Here is a 19,514-nt window from a genome sequence, read left to right on the forward strand (position 1 = left end):
GGCGGGTGCACGCAGGCGCGGGCGGACGCTCGACCCCGGGCGGCGGCTCGCGGCTGGGCAGCCACCCGGCAGGCGGTCGCGGCTCGGCAGCCGGTCGAGCGCTCCGGAGGAGCGACCGTTCTCTAGGCCAGCCCGTGGCGCACGGCGTACGCGACGGCGTGCGAGCGGTTGCGTAGCCCGAACCGCCGGGTGATGTCCTGGATCACGGTCTTGACCGTGCGCTCCGAGTAGCACAGGCGGTGGGCGATCTCGCGCGTGTCCGAGCCGGCGGCGAGCATCCGCAGGACCTCGATCTCGCGCTCGGACAGCGCCGGTTCGCCGCCGGCGCCCGCGCCCGGTGCGGGGTGACCGCCACCGTGTGCGGCGCCGTGCGCGGCGGCCGGTCGGGGGTGGTCGACCTGCGGTGCAGGGGCGGCAGACGCCGCACGCAGGAGCGCGGCGAGGCTCGTCCGCGTCACGTCCCGCCGCCACAGCACCCCCACGACGCCGGCCGACCGCGCGAGCGCGAAGTCGTGGGCGTCGAGCTCGGCGACCACGAGGACGCGGCGCGGGCGCGGACGACCGCCCGGGTCGGCCGAGGCGAGGTCCTCCGCGCGGACGCGGTCGAGCACGAGGAGCTGGACGTCGGCCGCCCCACGCTCGGGGCGCGGCACCAGCACGAGGTCGGCGCAGTCGCGCAGGAGCATCTCGAGGCCGGCGGCGCTGAGCGTGTCCTCGCAGTGCACGGCGACGTGGACGCGGGGGAGCGGCGTGGGGCGCAGGTGGGTGGCGCGGTCGCCCGTCGGGGCAGCAGGACGAAGGGTCGGCGTCGGACGCGTGGCAGTCGTCGTCATGGAGGCAGCGTGTCCGACGCCGCTCAACAGGGGCTCAACACGGTGTCAACGAGACGCAGAAGACGTGCGGACGTCCAGCTGCGGGTGCGATAACGGAAACATGCGCCGTGATCGGCACACACAACAGCACAAAACCGGCAGCGGACGACCAGGGGCGAGCCCGGCCCGAGCCGCGGCGAGACGGCCGCCGATCACAGTCTGACGTCGGCGTTCAGCAGCCGGCGACGGATGCGCCCGCACGCCGGAGGCGGTAGAACGAGACCATGAGCACCGTCCCGCGCGACCTGACGTCCGACACCGCCGCCGACCACCGCGCCGAGCGCGCCCTGACCGAGGCCGAGGCGTTCGCCGGGGACGCCCGGACCGGGGGAGACCCGAGCCGCGCGCCGCACTCCCTCTCCTCGACGGAGCAGCAGGCCGACGACGAGGCGATCGCCGCCGCGGACGAGTGGGACGACCCCGCGCGCCTCTGACCACCCGCACACGCAGATGCGCCCGACCCCTCACCGGGGTCGGGCGCATCTGCGTGCAGGGGGAGCCGTCCGTGCGGGGGACGGGCCGGTCGGGTCAGGTCAGCGTCACGCCCCGGGTCCGCCACTCCTGCAGGATCGCCCTGCCGTCGGCGCCCTGGATCACCGGCACGCCCTCGGCCTGCGTGCGGCCCTCCGCGCGGCTCGCCTGGTCCGTCGACGTGGGTGCGCCGTGCGCCAGCACGTGCTCGGCCCCGGTCAGCTGCCGGATCACCACCGCGTGCACCCGGTCCGGCCGCTCGCGCACGAGGCTCGCGTAGATCTCCGGGTCGTGCTGCCCGTCGTCGCCCACGAGCACCCAGCGCATCTCGGGGAAGTCGTGCACGAGCCGGCGCAGCGTCTGGTTCTTGTGCTCCTGCCCGCTGCGGAACCACCCGGTGTTCGTCGGTCCCCAGTCGGTCAGCATGAGCGGCCCGACCGGGAACCGGTGGCGGCGGACGAACCGCCCGAGCGTGGGAGCCGCGTTCCACGCGCCCGTCGACAGGTAGATCACGGGCATGTCCGGGCGGTCGGTCAGCAGCGCACGGTAGAGCGCGGCCATGCCCGGCACGGGTTCGCGCGCGTTCTCGTGCCGCACGAAGCTGTTCCACGCGGCGATCAACGGGCGCGGCAGGCGCGTCACCATGATCGTGTCGTCGATGTCGCTCACGAGCCCGTAGGGAGTCCCGGGGTCGATCACCAGGACGGGGACCGACTGGCTCGCCCCGCCCTCCGCGCGGACCGTCACGTCGTGCCAGCCCGGTGCGAGATCGGCCTCGACCACCGTGTCGACGTACCCGCCGCGGTCCGCCACGGCGGTGAACGTGCGGCCGGAGACCTCGATCTCCACGCGCGCCTCGGGCACCTGAGCGGTCGCGAAGGACCGCCAGCCACGGACCGCACCGACGTCGCGGGCCTCGCGCTCGCTCGTCGCGGTCCCCGCGCCCGGCAGCTCGGCGTCCGGCACTGCGGGGGAGGCGAGCAGCACGCGCGCGAGCACGCGCACCCACCCGGCCGACGAGCCGTAGCCGACGTAGGGCTCGACGCGGGCGGTCCACCCGCGTCCCGACAGCCAGCGCGCGACCCGCCGGTTGAGCGCGTCCTCGTAGCGCGCCGCGCGGTGCGGACGCTGGGTCGTGGTCGCGACGGGTCGCGCGTGGTGGCTCATCGAGGCGCTCAGCGGTCCGCCGCGCCCTTGGCTGCGGAGCCGGACTTGCTCGCCGCCGCCTTCTCGGTCGTCGCGCCGTCGGTGCTCAGGGCGCCGCCCGCGGACTCGAGGTGGGCGCGCACGAACCAGTGGAACAGCTCGAGCTCGTGCAGGTGGCCGACGAGCAGGTCGTTGGTGACGTCGTCGAGCTCCTCGGTGTCCTTGGCCGCCTTGCGGTGGTCCGTGATGACGCCCTGGTACACCTCGTCGAGCGCACCCAGGTGCTCGATCGCGCCCGCGCGGCCGATGGAGTAGTCGTCCCAGGTTCGCTCCGCGACGATCGCGCCCGGCGTGCCGCGCGGGGGGACGCCCAGCGTCGCGATGCGCTCGGCGATCGCGTCGACCATCGCCCGGACCGCCTCGACCTGCGGGTCGAGCATCTCGTGGACGGCGATGAAGTGCGGGCCGACGACGTTCCAGTGGATGTGCTTGAGCGTGAGCGCGAGGTCGTTGAGCGCGTTCAGGCGGGTCTGCAGGATCTCGGCGAGCGCGGCGCCGTCCTCGGGGGAGATCGACGGCACGGTGAACTTGGGCAGACCTGTACGACGGGCCATGGTGGGGTGCCTCCTCGGGTCCGGCGCCGTCCGGGCGCCTGGATTCGTGTGACTCCACCGTGCCCTACGAGCGGCGGGGTCGCATCCGGGCGTCACCGCAGGTGCGCGGGCCGTCTCGCCCGCGAGCGCGCAGGTGGGCGCGTCGCGGGCGAGAGCCGGACGCGCCCGTCAGCGCTGCGCGTCCGTCCCGGTGGCGGTGGCGGCGGAGGGCTCCGGTGCGGGCGCCGGGAGGGGACGGTGGGCGTGCCGGCCGAGGAGGCGCCAGGCCCCCGGCAGGGCCAGTGCGACGAGGGCCGCCTTGATGGCGTCGCCGACGAGGAACGGCCAGACGCCGAGCTGCGCGGCGGTGGCGAGGTTGACGTCGAGGAACGCCATGAGCCATGGAACGCCGCCGAGGTACACGACGGCCGACGCGAGTGCGACGAGACCGAACGCCCGGACGGGCCCGCGGTCCGCGCCGCGCCGCGCGAGGTGGCCGGCGAGCGCGCTGGCCGGCAGGTAGCCGAGGATGTAGCCGAACGACGCGATCTCCCACCCGCTGTTCCCGTCGGCGTAGAAGGGTGCGCCGAGCACCCCGCACGCCACGTACAGCAGGACGCTGAGCGAGCCGCGGCGGGCGCCGAGCGCGGCGCCGCCGAACACCACCGCGAGCGTCGAGAGGCTGATGGGCACCGGGGTGAACGGCAGCGCGATCGTCAGCTGCGCGAACGCCGCGATCAGGAGCGTCCCCGCCACGACGAGCGCGGAGTCGACGGCGACGCGGGCGCGCGCCGCCGGGACGAGGTCGGCGAGGACGAGCGGGCGTGGTGCGGAGAGGCTGACGGTGGTCATGGACGGCTCCTCGGTCGGGTGTGCGGGGTGGGTGTGCGGCATGGGTCTGCGGTGCGTGGCGGGGTGGTGACGGGAGCCGTCCGGCGATCGGCGACGGTCGCTCGTCGCTCGTCGCTCGTCGCTCGTCAGGCGTTGGGCTCGAGCGAGGTGCCGGCGCCGCGCCGGCGCAGGGCGACCGGTGTGCGGTCCGCACCCGCACCCGCACCCGCACCCGCACCCGCGTCCGCATCCGCGTCCGCATCCGCTCCGGCCGAGAGGCGGGACGACGCCGCGTGGGGGAGTCCGTCGACGACCATCCCGGCATCGGCGATCATCGCGAGGTCCTCGCTGCCGGGGCGTCCCTCGCTCGTGAGGTAGTCGCCGAGAAAGATCGAGCTCGCGACGTGCAGGGCCAGCGGCTGGAGCGTGCGCAGGTGCAGCTCGCGGCCGCCGGCCACCCGGATCTCGGCGTCGGGGCACGTGAACCGTGCGGCGGCGAGCAGCAGCAGGCAGCGCAGCGGGGTCAGCTCGTGGTGGCCGGCGAGCGGCGTGCCCTCGAACGGCACGAGGAAGTTCACCGGGACGGAGCGCGCGCCGAGCCGCCGCAGCTCGAGGAGGACGTCGACGACCTCGTCGTCCCGCTCGCCCATGCCGGCGACCAGTCCCGAGCAAGCGGTGAGCCCGGCGTCGCGGACCCGTTCGACGGTGCCGACGCGGTCGGTGTACGTGTGCGTCGTGCAGATGTCGGCGTACCGCGCCTCGGCGGTGTTCAGGTTGTGGTTGTAGGCGTCGACGCCGGCGTCCCGCAGGTCGTCCGCCTGGCCGTCGCGCAGGAGCCCGAGGCACGCGCACACCTCGACGCCCGGGTGCTGCTCCTTGAGAGCGCCGCAGATGTCGGCGACGCGGGCGACGTCCCGGCGCGAGGGGCCGCGGCCGCTCGCGACGAGGCACACGCGCGCCGCGCCGGCGGCGATGCCGGGGCCGGCGGCGGCGAGCGCCTGCTCCGTGGTCAACCAGGGGTAGGTCAGCACCTCGGCTGCCGAGCCGAGCCGTTGCGAGCAGTACGTGCAGTCCTCGGGGCACAGCCCGCTGCGCAGGTTCACGAGGTAGGCGACCTTGACGCGGTTGCCGAAGAACCGTCGACGTACCCGGGCCGCGGCGGCGACCACGTCGAGCACGGCGTCGTCGGGCGCGGCGAGGACGGCGAGGAGATCGGCACGGTCCTGGACCTCGAGCGCGGTGGCGCGACGGGTCAGGCGGTCGAGCAGAGTGGTCTCCACCAGGGCTCCCGGGTGATTGAACGGCGTTCAGTACGACTGAACGGCGTTCAAGTTAGCCGCACGCTGCAGTAGCGTCAAGGCGCGCCGGAGATCGCTCCGGAGCGCGACGACCGGGAGGAGAGGACGTGGCGCTCACCCGCGCGCAGGTCGTGGCCGCCGCGCTCGAGATCCTCGACGAGTACGGTCTCGGCGACCTGACGATGCGGCGCCTCGCCGGCTCGCTCGGCGTCCAGCCCGGGGCGCTGTACTGGCACGTCGCGAACAAGCAGGCGCTGCTCGCCGACGTCGCGGACGCCATCGTCGCGGAGCTCTCGCTGCCGACCACCGGCGACGATCCGACGGGGAGCACACCGCGACCCCCAGGTGACGCCGCCGCCGCGCCCGGAGTCCGTCCGGTCGCCGGTCCCCGCAGAGCCCTCGCCGCCGCGGCCGACGAACACGGAGCCCTCCCGACCGCCGCCGGTGCACCCAGAGCCCTCGCCGCCGCAGTCGACGAACACGGAGCCCTCCCGGCCGTCGCCGGCTGGGCGCGCGCCCTGCGCCGCACGCTCCTCGCGCACCGGGACGGCGCCGAGGTCGTCGCGGCGGCGTACGCCCTGCGCTCGGACGAGGACCCGACCGTCGCCGCGCTCACAGACGGTGTGCGCGCCGCAGGGGTCCCCGGCGTGCACGCCGCGGCCGGGGCCGCCGCGCTCGTGCACTACGTCCTCGGCCACACCGCGCACGAGCAGTGGCACGCGCAGCTCACCGCCGCACCCGCCGTCGCGCGCGCGGGGCTCGACGCCGACGAGCGGTTCGAGCTCGGCCTCGCGCTGCTGCTCGACGGTCTCGCGCTGCGCACGGTCGAGCAGCCGGGCTGAGCCCGGTCAGCCGACCCGTGGTGGCGGAGCACCCTCGGCCGCCACTCGGGCGGCAGCGGCAGCGGAGCGCCGGCGACGGAACCGCCACCACACCACGGCCAGCGCGACGACGAGCAGCAGAACGAGCACCGGGGCCAGGATCGCCGCGAACGACAGGCCCACGCTCGTCGCGTCCTCCGCGGTGCTCGCCAACGGGGCGCCCAGGCCGAGGGTCGCGGCGTTGACGACCGGCCGAGCCGTCGACTTCGCCGCGTGCACCACGAGCGCGAGCACGATCCCGATCACGACGGGCAGCCACCGGCCCGACTGGACGAAGGCGCCGGGGTCGGTCACGACGGCGGTCTGCGAGGACGAGCCCGCGCCGAACGCGATGCCGCCGGCGGCGGGACGCACGACCGTCTGGACCACGTCGTTGATCGAGTCGACGCCCGGGATCTTGTCGGCGACGACCTCGAGCAGCAGGAGCGCCCCGAGCACCAGGAGGACCCACTCGTTCGTCAGCCACTCCCACCCGACGGGCGGGTCGACGAGGTCGGTCCAGCGGCCGAGCAGTCCGATGACCAGCAGCGGGACGTACGCGTTGAGCCCGGCCGCGGTGGCCAGGCCGGTGCCGGTGAGCGCCTCGAGCATGCGGTCAGCATCGCATCCCGGCGGGTCCGGTGCGCCCGGTCTCAGCCGAGCGGGTCGCCGTCCGCCTCGAGGCGCCGGACGACCTCGTCGGGCCCGAGCTGCGTCAGACCCGGCCCGATCTCGTCCCACCACCGGGGCGCAGCCACCGCCGGCCGTTCCCGGCCGCGCAGCGAGTACGGCGTGATGGTCGTCTTGGCGGGATGGTTCTGGGACCAGTCGAGCAGGACCTTGCCGGCGCGCAGCTCCTTGCGCATGATCGCGACGACGAGGTCCGGGTGCGCGGCCGCGAGCTCGTGCGCGACGTCGCGGGCGTACGCGCGGACCTCCATGACCGTGCGCCGTCCCGGCAGCGGTGCGTAGAGCTGCATGCCCTTGCTCCCCGACGTCACGGGCCGGCACTCGAGCCCGTCCGCGTGCAGCCGCTCGCGCACGAGCAGGGCGACCTCGGCGCAGGCGTCGAGCCCCGCGGGCGGTCCCGGGTCGAGGTCGATCACGAGCCGGTCGGGCCGGCGCACGCCGCCGCGCGGACCGACGCGCCACTGCGGCGTGTGCAGCTCGAGCGCTCCCTGGTTCGTCGCCCACACGAGCGCCGCGAGGTCGTCGAGGAACGGCAGCGTCAGCTCCTTGCCCTCGTCCTCGGCCCCGGGGGCGGCGCGCAGCGTCTGGCGCCGGACCCAGTCGGGCGCCGACCCCGGGAGGTTCTTCTCGAAGAACGTCTCGCCGTCGACGCCGGCCGTGAACCGGATGCGGGTCACGGGCCGGTTCGCGAGCTGGCGCAGCAGCGCGGGGGCGACCTGCGAGACGTAGTGCAGCACCTCGCCCTTCGTCGTCCCGGTCGACGGGTACATGACCCGGTCCAGGTGCGTGAGCCGCACCGGACGCCCGCCCACGTCGACGACCTGGGCGTCGTCCTTCGGCGTCACCGGTCCTCCCACGGGTCGACCGGCACCTCGTCGCGCACCCCCCGGACCGCGGGGTGGCGCAGCCGCCCCGAACCGGTGCGCCCCAGGTACGCGACGTCGACCTGCACCACGGGGTCGGACCAGAACGAGTCGCGCCGGTCGACGGGCGCGAGCTGCTCGTCGAGCGGGCAGTCGTCCCGCGCATGCGGCTCCAGCCGCCGCCGCAGGTCCCGTCCGAGCTCCCCGGCGAGCCCGCTGCCGGCGCGCCCGAGGTAGCGCAGCCGTCCGTCGGCCGCCGGCGCGGCGAGGTGCACCGCCCCCAGCCGCCCCGAGCCGGTCGTCTCGGGGCGCCAGCCGGCGACGAGCGCGGTGCGCGTCGAGCGGTGCGCCGCCTTGAGCCAGTCGGGTGAACGTCGGCCGGGCTGGTACGTCGAGGACCGGCGCTTCGCGACCACGCCCTCGAGCCCGTGCGCGCGCGTGACCTCCCACAGCTCGGGGCCGTCGGGGTACACGGGGGAGAGGGTCGCGGGCGCGGGCAGCTCGAGGCGCTCGAGCGTCGCCCGGCGCTCGTCGAACGTCCGGCGGGTCACGTCGACGCCGTACAGCTGCAGCACGTCGAACACGAGGTAGCTCACGGGCAGCTGACGCGAGAGCGCCGCCGCACGGGCCGCGTCGCGCACGTGCATGCGGGAGGCGAGCGCCTCGAACGACGGGATGCCGTCGGCCATCGCGACGACCTCGCCGTCCAGCACCGCCCCCGGGAGGCCCGCGAGCGCGGCGAGCTCGGGGTAGGCGACGGTGACCTCCCGACCGCTGCGGGCGTGCAGCCGCAGCCGTCCGGCGGTGGTGTCGGCGAGCACCCGGACCCCGTCCCACTTGATCTCGAACGCCCACCCCGGCCCGCTCGGCAGGGGTGACCCGGGGGCCGTAGGGGTGGCGAGCATGGGCTGCACGGGTCCATCCTGCCCAGGTAGGCCGTGTTCGGCGCGCGCTCGAGCGCGCTCTGCGGACCGGCGAGGCTGCGCGACACGGAGCTCGAGGAGGTGGTCGTCGGTGCGTGCCATCTGGAAGGGTGCCGTCGCCTTCGGTCTGGTCAACGTCCCGGTGAAGCTCTACGCGGCCACCGGCGAGCACGAGGTCCCGTTGCACCAGGTGCACAAGGACGACGGCGGGCGGATCCGCTACCGCAAGGTCTGCAGCGTCTGCGGCGAGACCGTTCAGTTCAGCGACATCGCCAAGGGCTACGAGACCGACGAGGGCGAGCTCGTCGTGCTGACCGACCAGGACCTCGCGGAGCTCCCGCTCGCGACCGAGCGCGAGATCTCTGTGGTCGAGTTCGTGCCCTCGGAGCAGGTCGACCCGATCCTGCTGGCCAAGACGTACTACCTCGAGCCGGAGAAGACGTCCGCGAAGCCCTACGCGCTGCTGCGGGAGGCGCTCGAGGCGAGCGACCGGATGGCGGTCGTCAAGGTCGCGCTGCGCCAGCGCGAGTCGATGGCGGTGCTGCGGGTCCGCGACAACGTCATCTGCCTGCAGACGCTGCTGTGGCCCGACGAGGTGCGCGAGGCGGACTTCCCGATCCTCGACACCGACGTCACGGTCCGCCCGCAGGAGCTCGCGATGGCGTCCTCCCTCGTCGAGTCGCTCGCGGGGGACTTCGACCCCTCGGGCTTCGAGGACTCCTACCAGGCTGCGCTGGAGTCGCTCATCGAGTCCAAGGTCTCGTCGGGCAGCACGCGCCAGGTCCCGGCGACCGCGGCGAAGGACGAGACGGGCGGCGGCGAGGTGGTCGACCTGCTCGCGGCTCTGCAGCGCAGCGTCGAGAAGGCCCGTGCGGGGCGCGGAGGAGCGGCGGCGGAGTCCGGGGCGGACGCGGAGGAGCCCGCACCCGCGAAGCGCACGCGTGCCTCGTCGGACGCGGACGGCGACTCGGGTGCGGCGCGCAAGCCGGCGGCGAAGCGCCCGTCGAAGGCGTCCGCGAGCGCGGAGGACGACGCACCCGCGGCGAGCACGAGGTCGCGCCGCACGAAGGCCGACGACGACGGTGACACGGCGGCGGCACCGAAGAAGCGCGCGTCGACGGCGCGGTCGAGCGCCGCGAAGGAGCCCGCGAAGACCGCGTCGCGTCGCCGGGCGTCCTGACGTCCGTGGGGCACGACCCGGCGGGAGACCTGCGTGAGCGCGTCGTCGCGACGCTGCGTCGCGTCGCGTTCCTGCTGGAGCGGGCGCAGGAGAGCGGGTACCGGGCGGAGGCGTTCCGCGGGGCGGCGCGCGCGGTCGAGCGGCTCGGGGCGGACGAGGTCGCCGCCCGGGTCAGCGCCGGCACGCTGACCGACCTCCCGGGCGTGGGCGCCCGCACGGCGCAGGTCGCGGCGGACGTCGCGGCCGGGGGAGCGGTCGAGTACCTCGCCGACCTCGAGGAGCGGCTCGGGGCGCGTGCGTCGGACGCGGGCCCCGGGGCGGAGCTGCGGGCGGCGCTGCGCGGGGACCTGCACGCGCACACCGAGGCGAGCGACGGGTCGAGCCCGCTGCAGGAGATGGTCCTCGCGGCGATCGACCTGGGGCACGAGTACCTGGCGATCACCGACCACTCGCCGCGCCTGACCGTCGCGAACGGGTTGAGCGCCGAGCGCCTGCGGGCGCAGCTCGAGCGGGTCGCGGCGCTGAACCGCGCCGTGGGGCCGTTCCGGGTGCTGACCGGGATCGAGGTCGACATCCTCGACGACGGTTCCCTCGACCAGGACCCCGACCTGCTGGACGAGCTCGACGTCGTCGTGGCGTCGGTGCACTCGAAGCTGCGCATGGGGCGGGAGGAGATGACGCGCCGCATGGTGGCGGCGGTCAGCGACCCGCGCACCGACGTCCTCGGGCACTGCACGGGCCGCCGGCTGACAGGTCGACCCCGTCCCGAGAGCGAGTTCGACGCCCGCGCGGTGTTCGAGGCGTGCGCCGCGCACGGCGTCGCGGTCGAGATCAACAGCCGCCCCGACCGGCTCGACCCGCCGCACGCCCTGCTCGACGTCGCGATCGAGGCCGGGTGCGTCTTCAGCATCGACTCCGACGCGCACGCCCCCGGGCAGCTCGACTGGCAGGTCGCCGGCTGCGAGCGCGCCGTCCAGCACGGCCTCGGCCCGGACCGGATCGTGTGCGCGTGGCCCGTCGAGAGGCTCCTCGACCGTGCGGAGCGGCTGGTCGGGTGACGCGCTCGAGGCCCGTCCTGGCGTGCGCGAGCCTGAGCGGCCACTAAGGTCGTCCGCGACAGGCCGACGGCGGAGGGGTCCCCACCCCGCCGCCACGGGTGCGGCCTGAACGTCCGGGCGTGTCGCCCGGGCAGGCACGTCCGACCTACAAGGAGCACATCCCGTGAGCGTGAACCGCACCGAGCTCGTCCAGGCCATCGCCGCCAAGGCGGGTCTGACCAACACCGCCGCCGACGCGGCGCTCAAGGCCTTCCAGGAGGTCCTGGTCGAGCAGCTCTCCGCCGGCGAGAGCGTCACCATCCCCGGGCTGCTCGCAGTCTCCCGTGCGGACCGTTCCGCTCGTACCGGCATCAACCCGCAGACCGGCGAGAAGCTCGAGATCCCCGCCGGCTACCGCGTGAAGCTCACGGCCGGCAGCGCCCTCAAGCGCGCCGTCGCCAAGTAGTCGCACCCCCGCGGGCGCCGCATCCGGGCGCCCGACCGGCCCGGGCCCTCGTGCTGATCGCACGGGGGCCCGCGCCGTGCGGTCGGCAGGCGTGCCCTGCGCTCCGGCGCAGGGGCCGGGCCCGGGTGTGCCGCTCGCCTAGAATCGCCGGTGCGGACGGTTCGTCCCGCCCGCACCCCCACCCGCGGCGTGACCGGACGGAGGAGAACCCCGTGGCCGTGATCCAGCGCAACACGCGCCAGCGCGCCGAGATCCTCGCGCTCCTCGACGGGCTCGACGAGTTCCGCAGCGCCCAGCAGCTCCACGAGCTCCTGCGCTCCCAGGGGTCCTCGACGGGCCTCGCGACCGTGTACCGCGCGGTGCAGTCGCTCACCGAGAGCGGCGAGGTCGACGTGCTGCGCAGCGAGGACGGCGAGTCGGTGTACCGCCGGTGCGAGCGCCGCGGCAGCCACCACCACCACCTCGTGTGCCGGTACTGCGGGCGCACCGTCGAGATCGACGGGCCCGCCGCGGAGACCTGGGCGGACCAGATCGCGGCGGCGCACGCGTTCGTCGACGTCGAGCACACCATCGAGCTCGTCGGCACGTGCGCGGACTGCCGCGCGGCCCGCAGCGCGCAGCACTGACGGCGCCGCCGGCCGCGAGCGCCCCGCGGGGACCGCGACGCCCCGCCCGGCCGGCACCACCCACGACGCCCTCGCCCGGCCGGCACCCGCGACGCTTTCGCCCCGCGGAGACCCGACCGCGGGGTCCGCGTCGCGTCATGACCCCGGGTCGCCTCCGCACGGCGCGGACCGTGCCGCGGCGTGGGAGAGACTGGGACGCGTGAACCGACTGCACGACACCGAGCGGCGCGAGCTCGCGTCCGACAACTACGCCGGGGTGCACCCCGAGGTCCTCGCCGCGATCGCGGCCGCGAACGGGGGTCACCAGACCGCGTACGGCGGCGACGCCTACACCGCGCGCCTCCAGGAGGTCGTCGCCCAGCACTTCGGGGCCGGCGCGCACGCCTACCCGGTGTTCAACGGGACGGGCGCGAACGTCCTCGCGCTGCAGGCGGCGCTCCCGCGCTGGGGCGCCGTCATCTGCGCCGAGACCGCGCACATCAACACCGACGAGAACGCCGCCCCCGAGCGGGTGGGCGGCCTGAAGCTGCTGACCGTCCCGACGCCCGACGGCAAGCTGACGCCCGAGCTCGTGGCCCGCCACGCGTGGGGGTGGGGCGACGAGCACCGTGCCCAGCCGGGCGTCGTCTCGCTCACCCAGTCGACCGAGCTCGGCACGACGTACACGCCCGACGAGGTCAGGGCGATCACCGAGCACGCGCACGGCCTCGGCATGCGCGTGCACATGGACGGCGCGCGGATCGCGAACGCGGCGGCGTGGCTCGACGTGCCGCTGCGCGCGTTCACGACGGACGCGGGCGTGGACCTCGTGTCGCTCGGCGGGACGAAGAACGGGGCGATGTTCGGCGAGGCCGTCGTCGTGCTGGACCCCGCGGCGGTGACCGGGGTGGACTTCCTGCGGAAGATCGACATGCAGCTGGCGTCGAAGATGCGGTTCGTCTCCGCCCAGCTCGTCGCGCTGTTCGAGGACGACCTGTGGCTGCGCTCGGCGCGGCGGGCCAACGCGATGGCGGCCCGGCTCCGCGCGGGGGTCGAGCGGCTCGACGGCGTCACCCTGACGCTGCCGACCCAGGCGAACGCGGTGTTCGCGGTCGTCCCGCCCCCGGTGGCCGAGAGGCTGCGCGAGGTCCGGCGCTTCTACGACTGGGACCCCGCCACGGGCTCGGTGCGGTGGATGTGCTCGTTCGACACCACCGAGGACGACGTGGACGGCTTCGTCGCGGCGCTCGAGGGCGAGCTCGCGCGCGTCTGACCGCACGCACGAGGCCCCGGCGGAACAGGGGGGGGGCGGGTGGGGGGGGGATTGCCTATTTTTCCCCCCAACCCCCCGGGGGTGGAACGGGTGGGAAGGAGGCAGGTGCGTTCTCTCCCCTTGTTGCGATTGCATCCGCCCTCTCCCCCCCCCCCCCACACCCCATCCCCCCCCCAGGCGGGGGGCCCCCCCCTCCCCTTTGCCCCTCGCTGCTGTCACCCGGACATCACGGGGGGTGACACGTGGTGACAGGTGCGGGGGGCGATCCGCCCGCCCCCCGCACCTGTGCTCAGGGGCCGGCGCTCAGCCGGCGGTGCACGTCGCGCCGTTCAGCGTGAACGCGGTCGGTGCGGTGTTGGTCCCGGTGTGGGCGCCGTTGAAGCCGATCTCGATGCTCGCGCCGGGCGCGAGGCTCCCGTTCCACGGCAGGGATGTCGCGGTGACGGCGGTCCCGGTCTGCGACCACGTCGCGCTCCAGCCCTGCGTGATGGTCTGCCCCGACGGGAACGCGAACCCGAGCGACCAGCTCGACAGCGCCGAGGTCCCGGTGTTGGTGAGCCGCACCGTCCCCGTGAAGCCGGCGTTCCAGCCGTTCGCGGTGTACCTCACGGTGCACGCACCCGTGGCCCGGTCGGGCGGGGTCGTCACCGCGAGCGGCGCCGACGCGGCCGAGACGTTCCCGGCGAGGTCCTTGGCACGGACCGTGAAGCTGTACGCCGTGGCGGGGCTGAGCCCGGTCACGCCGAGGCTGGTCGTCGTGCTGGTGCCGACGAGCGTCGTCCCGCGGTACACGTCGTACCCGGCGACCCCGCTGCCGCCCGCCTCGTCGGTCGAGGCGTCCCAGGCGAGGGCCACCGACGTCGACGTCCCCGTGCCGGCCCGCAGCCCTGTCGGCGCGCTCGGTGCCGTGGTGTCGGTCGGCGTAGTGCCGGTCTGGGTGCGGGCGGTCACCGCGGTCGAGGCGGCGGAGACGTTGCCGACGCGGTCCGTGGCCCGCACCGTGAACGTGTAGGCGGTGTCCGCCGTGAGCCCGGTCGCGGTGAACGACGTCGAGGTCGACGTGCCGACGCGCGTCGTCCCGCGGTAGACCTCGTAGCCCGCGACGCCCGACCCGGCGTCGGTCGACGCGGCCCAGCTCAGGGCGACGCTCGACGTGGTCGTCGCGCCGACGGTGACGCCGGTCGGGACGGAGGGCGCGGTGGTGTCGGCCGGTTCGCCGCCGCCGGTCGCCTCGCTCAGCGAGATGCCGGTCGTGCTCGCCGTGCCACCGAGCTTGACCTGGTGGTCGAGGCTGACGAACTTGCCGCCCTGCGCCCACAGCGCCGGCTTGAGGAGCGCGTACTTCGCCTCGTCCCACGAGACCCAGTCGTTGCCGAGGAGCCCACCGGTGTCGCCCGAGTTCGGGTTGAGGACCCAGAACGTGTGGTGGAGCCGGTACTTCGCGATGAGGTCGCGCAGCGCCGTCATCCACTTCTGGTTCGGCCCGCCGTCCATGAAGCCGCCCCACTCACCGATGAGCAGCGGCGCGACATCCTGCTTGTGGATGTAGAGCCAGTTCGGGTCCCACACGTCGCGCTCGAGCGTCGTCGCGTCCCACGTGCCCGTGAACCAGGGCTGCTCGAACACGAGCGGGCCGTAGTCGTGCGGGGAGTACACGAGCTGGTCCTGGTTCGCGCCCAGGTCGATCGGGTGCTCGGCGACGCCGCGCAGCTGACCGCCCCACCAGGTGTTGTACCAGTCGTCCTTGTTCGTGGACGTCCAGCTCGCGCCGTCCTTCGGGTACACGGCGGTGCCCTCGACGAAGATCAGGAGGTTCGGGTTGATCGCGAGGATCCGCTTGCCGGCGGTCTCGGCGAAGTGCTTGAAGTTGTCCGCGTCGGTGGTGTCGTTCCACTTCGCGAACTCGGTCTCCGAGAAGGACCCGTGCGGCTCGTTCTTGACGTCCGCGCCGATGATCGTGTCGTTGGTCTTGTAGCGCGCGGTCACCCACTCCCACGCCTCGTAGACCTTCTCGGTCGTGATCGAGCCCTTCCACCACATCGGGTAGACGTGCCCGGAGTTGTCCGCCTCGGCGCTGTGCAGGTCGAGGAACACCTTGAGGCCGTACTTCTCGCACAGCTCGAGGAACCGGTCGAAGATCTGGAGGTTGTTCAGGCCGACCAGGTCGGGATTCGCGAACGTGTTGACGTTCGGTGCCGCGACGGTCTTGCCCTGGGACCACTCGAGGAGCAGCTGCGCGGAGATCGGCACGCGCACGACGTTGAGGCCGCGGTCCGCCATGGCCTTCGTGGTCTGCTCGAGGTTCGCGGACCACAGGCCGTGGAACACCCGCTCGCTCGCGTTGAAGCCGAACCAGTTCACGCCGGTCAGCCAGACCTCCTGGCCGGCCTCGTCGACGATCTGGTTGCCCTCGACGTGGAGCCAGTCCTGCGTCGGGGCCGCGTGGGCGGGGGCGGCGAGGACCAGCGGACCGGCGACGACCGCGGCCGCGGCGAGCGCCGACACGGCGGCGCGCACGCGACGGGGAGCCGCCGACCAGGGGGCGAGTGACACGGGTACCTCCGGGGTACGAGGAGCGAGGGGCCGACGGTGCGGCGAGGGGAGGCGGTGGGGCGGAGCGGGGCCGGGAGGGGAGGGGCGGCGGTGGTGCGGGTGGTACGCCGCCCGTGGTCCCCGCTCGGTGCTGAGCGGGGACCACGGACGGTGTGCTGCTACGGCGTCACTGGCACGCGACTCCGTTGACGGCGAACGACGTCGGGGCGTTGTTCGTGCCCGAGTGGCTGCCGTTGAAGCCGATGTCCGCGCTCTGACCCGGCGCGAGCGTGGAGTTCCACGACGCACCGGCGGCCGTGACGGCCGAGCCCGACTGGCTCCACGTGGCGCTCCAGCCCTGCTGGACCGTCTGGCCGTTCGCGAAGGAGAACGTCAGCTTCCAGTTGGCCAGCGGCGTCGTCCCCGTGTTCGTCACCTTCACCGAGGCCGTGAAGCCCGAGTTCCAGCTGTTCGCGGAGTACGCCACCTTGCAGGTGCCGGCCGGGACCGTGTCGTTCGCCTTGGTCGTGACCGACAGGGCGGTCGACGCGGCGGAGACGTTCCCTGCGGCGTCCTTGGCCTTGACGGTGAACGAGTACGCCGTCGAGGCCGTGAGACCCGTCGCGGTGAAGCTCGTCGTCGTCGAGGTGCCGACGGACGTGCCGTTGGCGAAGATCTCGTAGCCCGTCACGCCGACGGCGTCGGTCGAGGCGGTCCAGGAGATCGCGGCGGACGTCTGGGCGACCGTGCCGGCCACGAGGCCCGAGGGCGCCGTGGGAGCGGTCGTGTCGACCGGCGGGACCGTCGTGTCGTTCGTCGTGCGGACCGAGACCGCGCTCGACGGCGACGAGACGTTGCCGGCGGCGTCCTTGGCCCGGACGGTGAACGAGTACGCCGTGTTGGCCGTGAGGCCGGTCACCGTGAGGCTCGTCGTGGTCGAGGAGCCGACGCGCGTCGTGCCCTGGTAGACGTCGTAGCCCGTGACGCCGACCGCGTCGGTCGAGGCGGTCCACGACAGCGCGACCGAGGTGTTCGTGACCGTGCCGGCGGTGACGCCCGACGGCGCCGTGGGGGCGGTGGTGTCGGTCGGGTCGACCGGGCCGTTGCCCTCGATGACCGGGTACGCGTTCTTCACGAGGGTGACGAACTGCTCCTCGAACCACTGACCCGCGAGCGGGGCGTTCGGCGTGGCGCCCGTGAGCGCACCGGCGAGCTTCGGGGAGTTGAACGTCGGGTCACACATGCGGTCGAACCGCTTGCCCTGGTCGTTCGGGATCTCCGACGAGGCGCCGTCGGACTCGCCCGGAGGCTTGACCCAGACGAACGCGTCGAGGTGCGACGCCGCGTAGCCGGACGGCGTGGCCTTCGGGCGCTCACCGATGCCGGCGCCGAGCGGGTTGCACCAGGCGCCGCGGTGGTTGCGCTTGTCGATGCGCGACTGGTCGACGTACGTGTCGAGCGTGGTGCTCGTCGACACGGCGGTCGGGCGGGCGGGGCCGCCCCAGCCGTTGCGCGACGTGTCGATGACCATGCCGAGCGAGGACGGGAAGCCCTCGGCGACGAGCAGGCGGTGCAGGTGCGCCGTCCAGTCGATCTCGTCGAAGTCGGGGTTCCACTCGTAGTACTTGGCCGAGCGGACCTGGCCGCTGCCGACCTGCTTGGTCGAGTCGGTCAGGAACGGCTCCTCGAGCGGCGTCGAGTTGGCCGTGTTGGTGACGAAGCCGTCGATCGAGGCGACGCCTGCCTGGGTCGTCTTGGCGACGTCGGCGAAGAGCTTCGCGGCCGGGCCCGCGTTGGAGTCCCAGCCGAGCCAGCCCGAGTGCGCCGCGTCGATGTAGTTGTAGACGTTCGGGATCGCGTGCAGCTTGTCGAGCGCGTACTTGACGCCCTCGCGGTAGTAGGGCGCGGCCTGCTGGCAGGTCGACTCCGAGATGTTCGTGATGAGGTTCGGCAGCGAGTCCGGCTCGATCACGGCCGCGACGCGGATGTCCTGGTACTTCGGGTCGGCCAGGAGCGCTGCGATCGGGTCGATGTACTCGGTCTTGTAGCGCGCGAGCCCGGCGTCCGTGGCGGGCAGCTCACCGTTCGACGCGAGCGCGTAGCAGTCACGGCCGGGCAGGTCGTAGATGACGAGGTTGAAGACGATCGGCGTGCCGGCCTTCTTCTGGGCGACGGCGTTGTCGAGGTGGAACTTCAGGCCGTTGCCGTCGGCGTTGCCGGCGATGGCGCTGATCCGGTCCATCCACACGGCGGTCGGCTGCCCCTTGATCGCACGCATCTTCGCGGCGAGGGCGGGGTCGGACGCCCGCGTGGCAGCGCTCTCAACCGAGGCGGCCCAGGTCGGGTTCACGTACTGCGTCGCACCCGCGTACGGGTTGTCGACGTGCGCCTCGGCCGCCTGGGCGCCGGTGGCGACGAACGCCAGAGGCGCGGCGACGAGTGCCGCGGCAGCCGCGGCGGTGGTGGCGGCCCTCAGCCGCTTGGGGATCTTGGACACACGGTCCTCCGGGTTGGGATCGGCGTGCCGGTCCCGAAGCAGGAGGGCCCGGGCACGAGTCGCCCGGGGTGAGTCCTCGGCGACTGCCGTGAACCTCACACGCGGCGGTGTGGCGCGGGCAGCGGGTGAAGCGATTAGGCGTTTCCGCGTTACCTAATCGTGACCTTCCCGGAACGGTCGCGACGGGGCGGGGGAACCGTCGACAGCACGCGCCCACCCCGGTGTCCGCCCTGGTCAGAGGGGCGCCCGGCCGGCGCGTGCGCAGGTCAGCGCGACCGCGGTCCCGTGCTGCCGCGCACCGCGATCCCGCCGATCGGGACGGTGCGCTCGACGTCCGGCGTGCCGTCGAGCACGGCGAGGACCGCCTCGCCGGCCGCCGTGCCGAGGTCGCCGAGAGGCAGCGGGAGCGTGGTGATCGACGGGGTCGCGAGCCGGCACAGCGCGGAGTCGCTGCCCGCGAGGATCGACAGGTCCCAGGGCACCTCGAGCCCGGTCCGGCGCGCCACATCGAGCGCTGCGACCGCCATCTGGTCCGAGTCGTACACGATCACGGACGGGGGCACCGGCGCCGTGAGCAGCCGCCGCGTCGCCGCCGCGGCCTCCTCCGGGGTCGCGTTCGTCGCCTCGTGCACGAGCGTCCCGCCGACCGCGTCCATCGCCCGGCCGAGCGCGTCGAGCCGCAGCCGCGTGCGGTGCAGGGTCGCGGGCGCGGTGACCGCCGCGACGTCGTGGTGACCGAGCTCGAGCAGGTACGTCGCGACGCGGGAGTAGGCCTCGTCCTCGTCGAGCGACACCGACGCGAGCCCCTGCGCGACCGACGGGGGACCGAGCACCACGGCCGGCGCCCGCATGCGGCGCAGCGCCTCGACCCGCGGGTCCTGCGTCAGGACGTCCGTGACCACCATGACGTCGAACCGCCGCTCGGCCCACCACTCGCGGTACGTCGTGACGGCCGCCTCGGCCGAGTCCACGATCTGCAGCACGAGCGCCAGCCCGCGCTGGGCGACGACGTCCTGCGTCGCCGTGACGAAGTCGAGGAACGACGTCGCGTGCGCGGCCGCCCCCGCCCCGCGGCTGAGCACGAGACCGACCGCGCGCGGGCCCGTCCGCATCGAGCGTGCCGCCGCGCTCGGGCGCCAGCCGAACTCGTCCGCGACACGCAGGACCCGTTCGCGCGTGGCGGCCGAGACCCCCGGCCGACCGTTCAGCGCGTACGAGACGACGGCGATCGACACGCCGGCCGCACGAGCCACGTCGGAGATCGTGGGGCGGCGGGTGAGCGATCCTGGGTTGTCTGCTGCGGGTGTGACCACAATCGCCTAGTGTGTCGCCCGATGCGTGCGAGCGCATCGTCTCGGCTCCGATGACGTGGACGAG

At 74.1% G+C, this 19,514-nt stretch carries 18 protein-coding genes; 7 read left to right on the plus strand and 11 right to left on the minus strand.

What is annotated here, in order from left to right; genetic code table 11:
• Window positions 1–122: 122 nt before the first annotated feature.
• Window positions 123–833 carry a response regulator transcription factor gene (locus ACWFNE_RS10775; RefSeq protein ID WP_452122422.1) on the minus strand — a complete coding sequence of 237 codons (711 nt, stop codon included), beginning with the start codon at window positions 831–833 and terminating at the stop codon, window positions 123–125.
• 263 nt (window positions 834–1,096) lie between these two features.
• On the opposite strand from ACWFNE_RS10775, the gene ACWFNE_RS10780 reads away from it, so the two are divergent.
• The gene (locus ACWFNE_RS10780; RefSeq protein WP_452122423.1) at window positions 1,097–1,306 is read left to right on the plus strand and encodes a hypothetical protein; all 210 of its coding nucleotides are present in this window, start codon (window positions 1,097–1,099) and stop codon (window positions 1,304–1,306) included.
• 94 nt (window positions 1,307–1,400) lie between these two features.
• On the opposite strand, the gene ACWFNE_RS10785 is transcribed toward ACWFNE_RS10780, so the two are convergent.
• From ACWFNE_RS10785 to bioB, 4 genes are all read right to left on the minus strand, one after another.
• Window positions 1,401–2,510, minus strand: a complete 1,110-nt coding sequence (locus tag ACWFNE_RS10785; protein WP_452122424.1) for an App1 family protein — start codon at window positions 2,508–2,510, stop codon at window positions 1,401–1,403.
• 8 nt (window positions 2,511–2,518) lie between these two features.
• Complete coding sequence (locus ACWFNE_RS10790; protein WP_452122425.1) at window positions 2,519–3,103, minus strand: Dps family protein; 585 nt, start codon at window positions 3,101–3,103, stop codon at window positions 2,519–2,521.
• A gap of 168 nt (window positions 3,104–3,271) precedes the next feature.
• Entirely contained in the window at window positions 3,272–3,934 is a 663-nt protein-coding gene (locus ACWFNE_RS10795; RefSeq protein ID WP_452122426.1) for a biotin transporter BioY, read from the minus strand.
• A 125-nt stretch (window positions 3,935–4,059) separates the two neighbouring features.
• On the minus strand, window positions 4,060–5,193 hold the full coding sequence (bioB, locus tag ACWFNE_RS10800; RefSeq protein ID WP_452122427.1) for a biotin synthase BioB: 1,134 nt from the start codon (window positions 5,191–5,193) through the stop codon (window positions 4,060–4,062).
• Window positions 5,194–5,318: 125 nt separating this feature from the next.
• On the opposite strand from bioB, the gene ACWFNE_RS10805 reads away from it, so the two are divergent.
• A complete protein-coding gene (locus ACWFNE_RS10805; protein WP_452122428.1) occupies window positions 5,319–6,053 on the plus strand; it encodes a TetR/AcrR family transcriptional regulator C-terminal domain-containing protein in 735 nt (244 codons plus the stop codon).
• Window positions 6,054–6,059: 6 nt separating this feature from the next.
• Here ACWFNE_RS10805 and ACWFNE_RS10810 read toward each other — a convergent pair whose 3' ends face one another.
• The 3 genes from ACWFNE_RS10810 to ACWFNE_RS10820 are packed head-to-tail and all read right to left on the minus strand — an operon-like array spanning window position 6,060 to window position 8,529.
• Window positions 6,060–6,683, minus strand: coding sequence for a DUF4126 domain-containing protein (locus ACWFNE_RS10810; RefSeq protein ID WP_452122429.1), 624 nt, complete (start codon window positions 6,681–6,683; stop codon window positions 6,060–6,062).
• A gap of 41 nt (window positions 6,684–6,724) precedes the next feature.
• On the minus strand, window positions 6,725–7,606 hold the full coding sequence (ligD, locus tag ACWFNE_RS10815; RefSeq protein ID WP_452122430.1) for a non-homologous end-joining DNA ligase: 882 nt from the start codon (window positions 7,604–7,606) through the stop codon (window positions 6,725–6,727).
• On the minus strand, window positions 7,603–8,529 hold the full coding sequence (locus ACWFNE_RS10820; protein WP_452122741.1) for an ATP-dependent DNA ligase: 927 nt from the start codon (window positions 8,527–8,529) through the stop codon (window positions 7,603–7,605). Before ACWFNE_RS10820 ends, ligD begins: the two co-directional genes overlap by 4 nt.
• A 109-nt stretch (window positions 8,530–8,638) precedes the next feature.
• Here ACWFNE_RS10820 and ku point away from each other — a divergent pair, with 109 nt between their 5' ends.
• From ku to ACWFNE_RS10845, 5 genes are all read left to right on the plus strand, one after another.
• Window positions 8,639–9,727 (plus strand): non-homologous end joining protein Ku, encoded by a 1,089-nt coding sequence (ku, locus tag ACWFNE_RS10825; protein ID WP_452122431.1) that lies wholly within the window; start codon window positions 8,639–8,641, stop codon window positions 9,725–9,727.
• 5 nt (window positions 9,728–9,732) lie between these two features.
• Window positions 9,733–10,785: a PHP domain-containing protein gene (locus tag ACWFNE_RS10830; protein ID WP_452122432.1), complete on the plus strand. Its 1,053-nt coding sequence runs from the start codon at window positions 9,733–9,735 to the stop codon at window positions 10,783–10,785.
• A 163-nt stretch (window positions 10,786–10,948) separates the two neighbouring features.
• Window positions 10,949–11,230 (plus strand): HU family DNA-binding protein, encoded by a 282-nt coding sequence (locus ACWFNE_RS10835; RefSeq protein WP_034628582.1) that lies wholly within the window; start codon window positions 10,949–10,951, stop codon window positions 11,228–11,230.
• 221 nt (window positions 11,231–11,451) lie between these two features.
• Window positions 11,452–11,856 carry a Fur family transcriptional regulator gene (locus ACWFNE_RS10840; RefSeq protein WP_452122742.1) on the plus strand — a complete coding sequence of 135 codons (405 nt, stop codon included), beginning with the start codon at window positions 11,452–11,454 and terminating at the stop codon, window positions 11,854–11,856.
• A gap of 190 nt (window positions 11,857–12,046) precedes the next feature.
• Window positions 12,047–13,108, plus strand: coding sequence for a threonine aldolase family protein (locus tag ACWFNE_RS10845; RefSeq protein ID WP_452122743.1), 1,062 nt, complete (start codon window positions 12,047–12,049; stop codon window positions 13,106–13,108).
• 303 nt (window positions 13,109–13,411) lie between these two features.
• Here the strand turns inward: ACWFNE_RS10845 and ACWFNE_RS10850 are convergent, their stop codons facing one another.
• From ACWFNE_RS10850 to ACWFNE_RS10860, 3 genes are all read right to left on the minus strand, one after another.
• Window positions 13,412–15,661: a cellulase family glycosylhydrolase gene (locus ACWFNE_RS10850; RefSeq protein ID WP_452122433.1), complete on the minus strand. Its 2,250-nt coding sequence runs from the start codon at window positions 15,659–15,661 to the stop codon at window positions 13,412–13,414.
• A gap of 166 nt (window positions 15,662–15,827) precedes the next feature.
• A complete protein-coding gene (locus tag ACWFNE_RS10855; protein ID WP_452122434.1) occupies window positions 15,828–18,137 on the minus strand; it encodes a glycoside hydrolase family 6 protein in 2,310 nt (769 codons plus the stop codon).
• A 266-nt stretch (window positions 18,138–18,403) separates the two neighbouring features.
• On the minus strand, window positions 18,404–19,390 hold the full coding sequence (locus tag ACWFNE_RS10860) for a LacI family DNA-binding transcriptional regulator (RefSeq protein ID WP_452122435.1): 987 nt from the start codon (window positions 19,388–19,390) through the stop codon (window positions 18,404–18,406).
• Window positions 19,391–19,514 lie beyond the last annotated feature (124 nt).

This window comes from Cellulomonas sp. NPDC055163 (assembly GCF_053607065.1).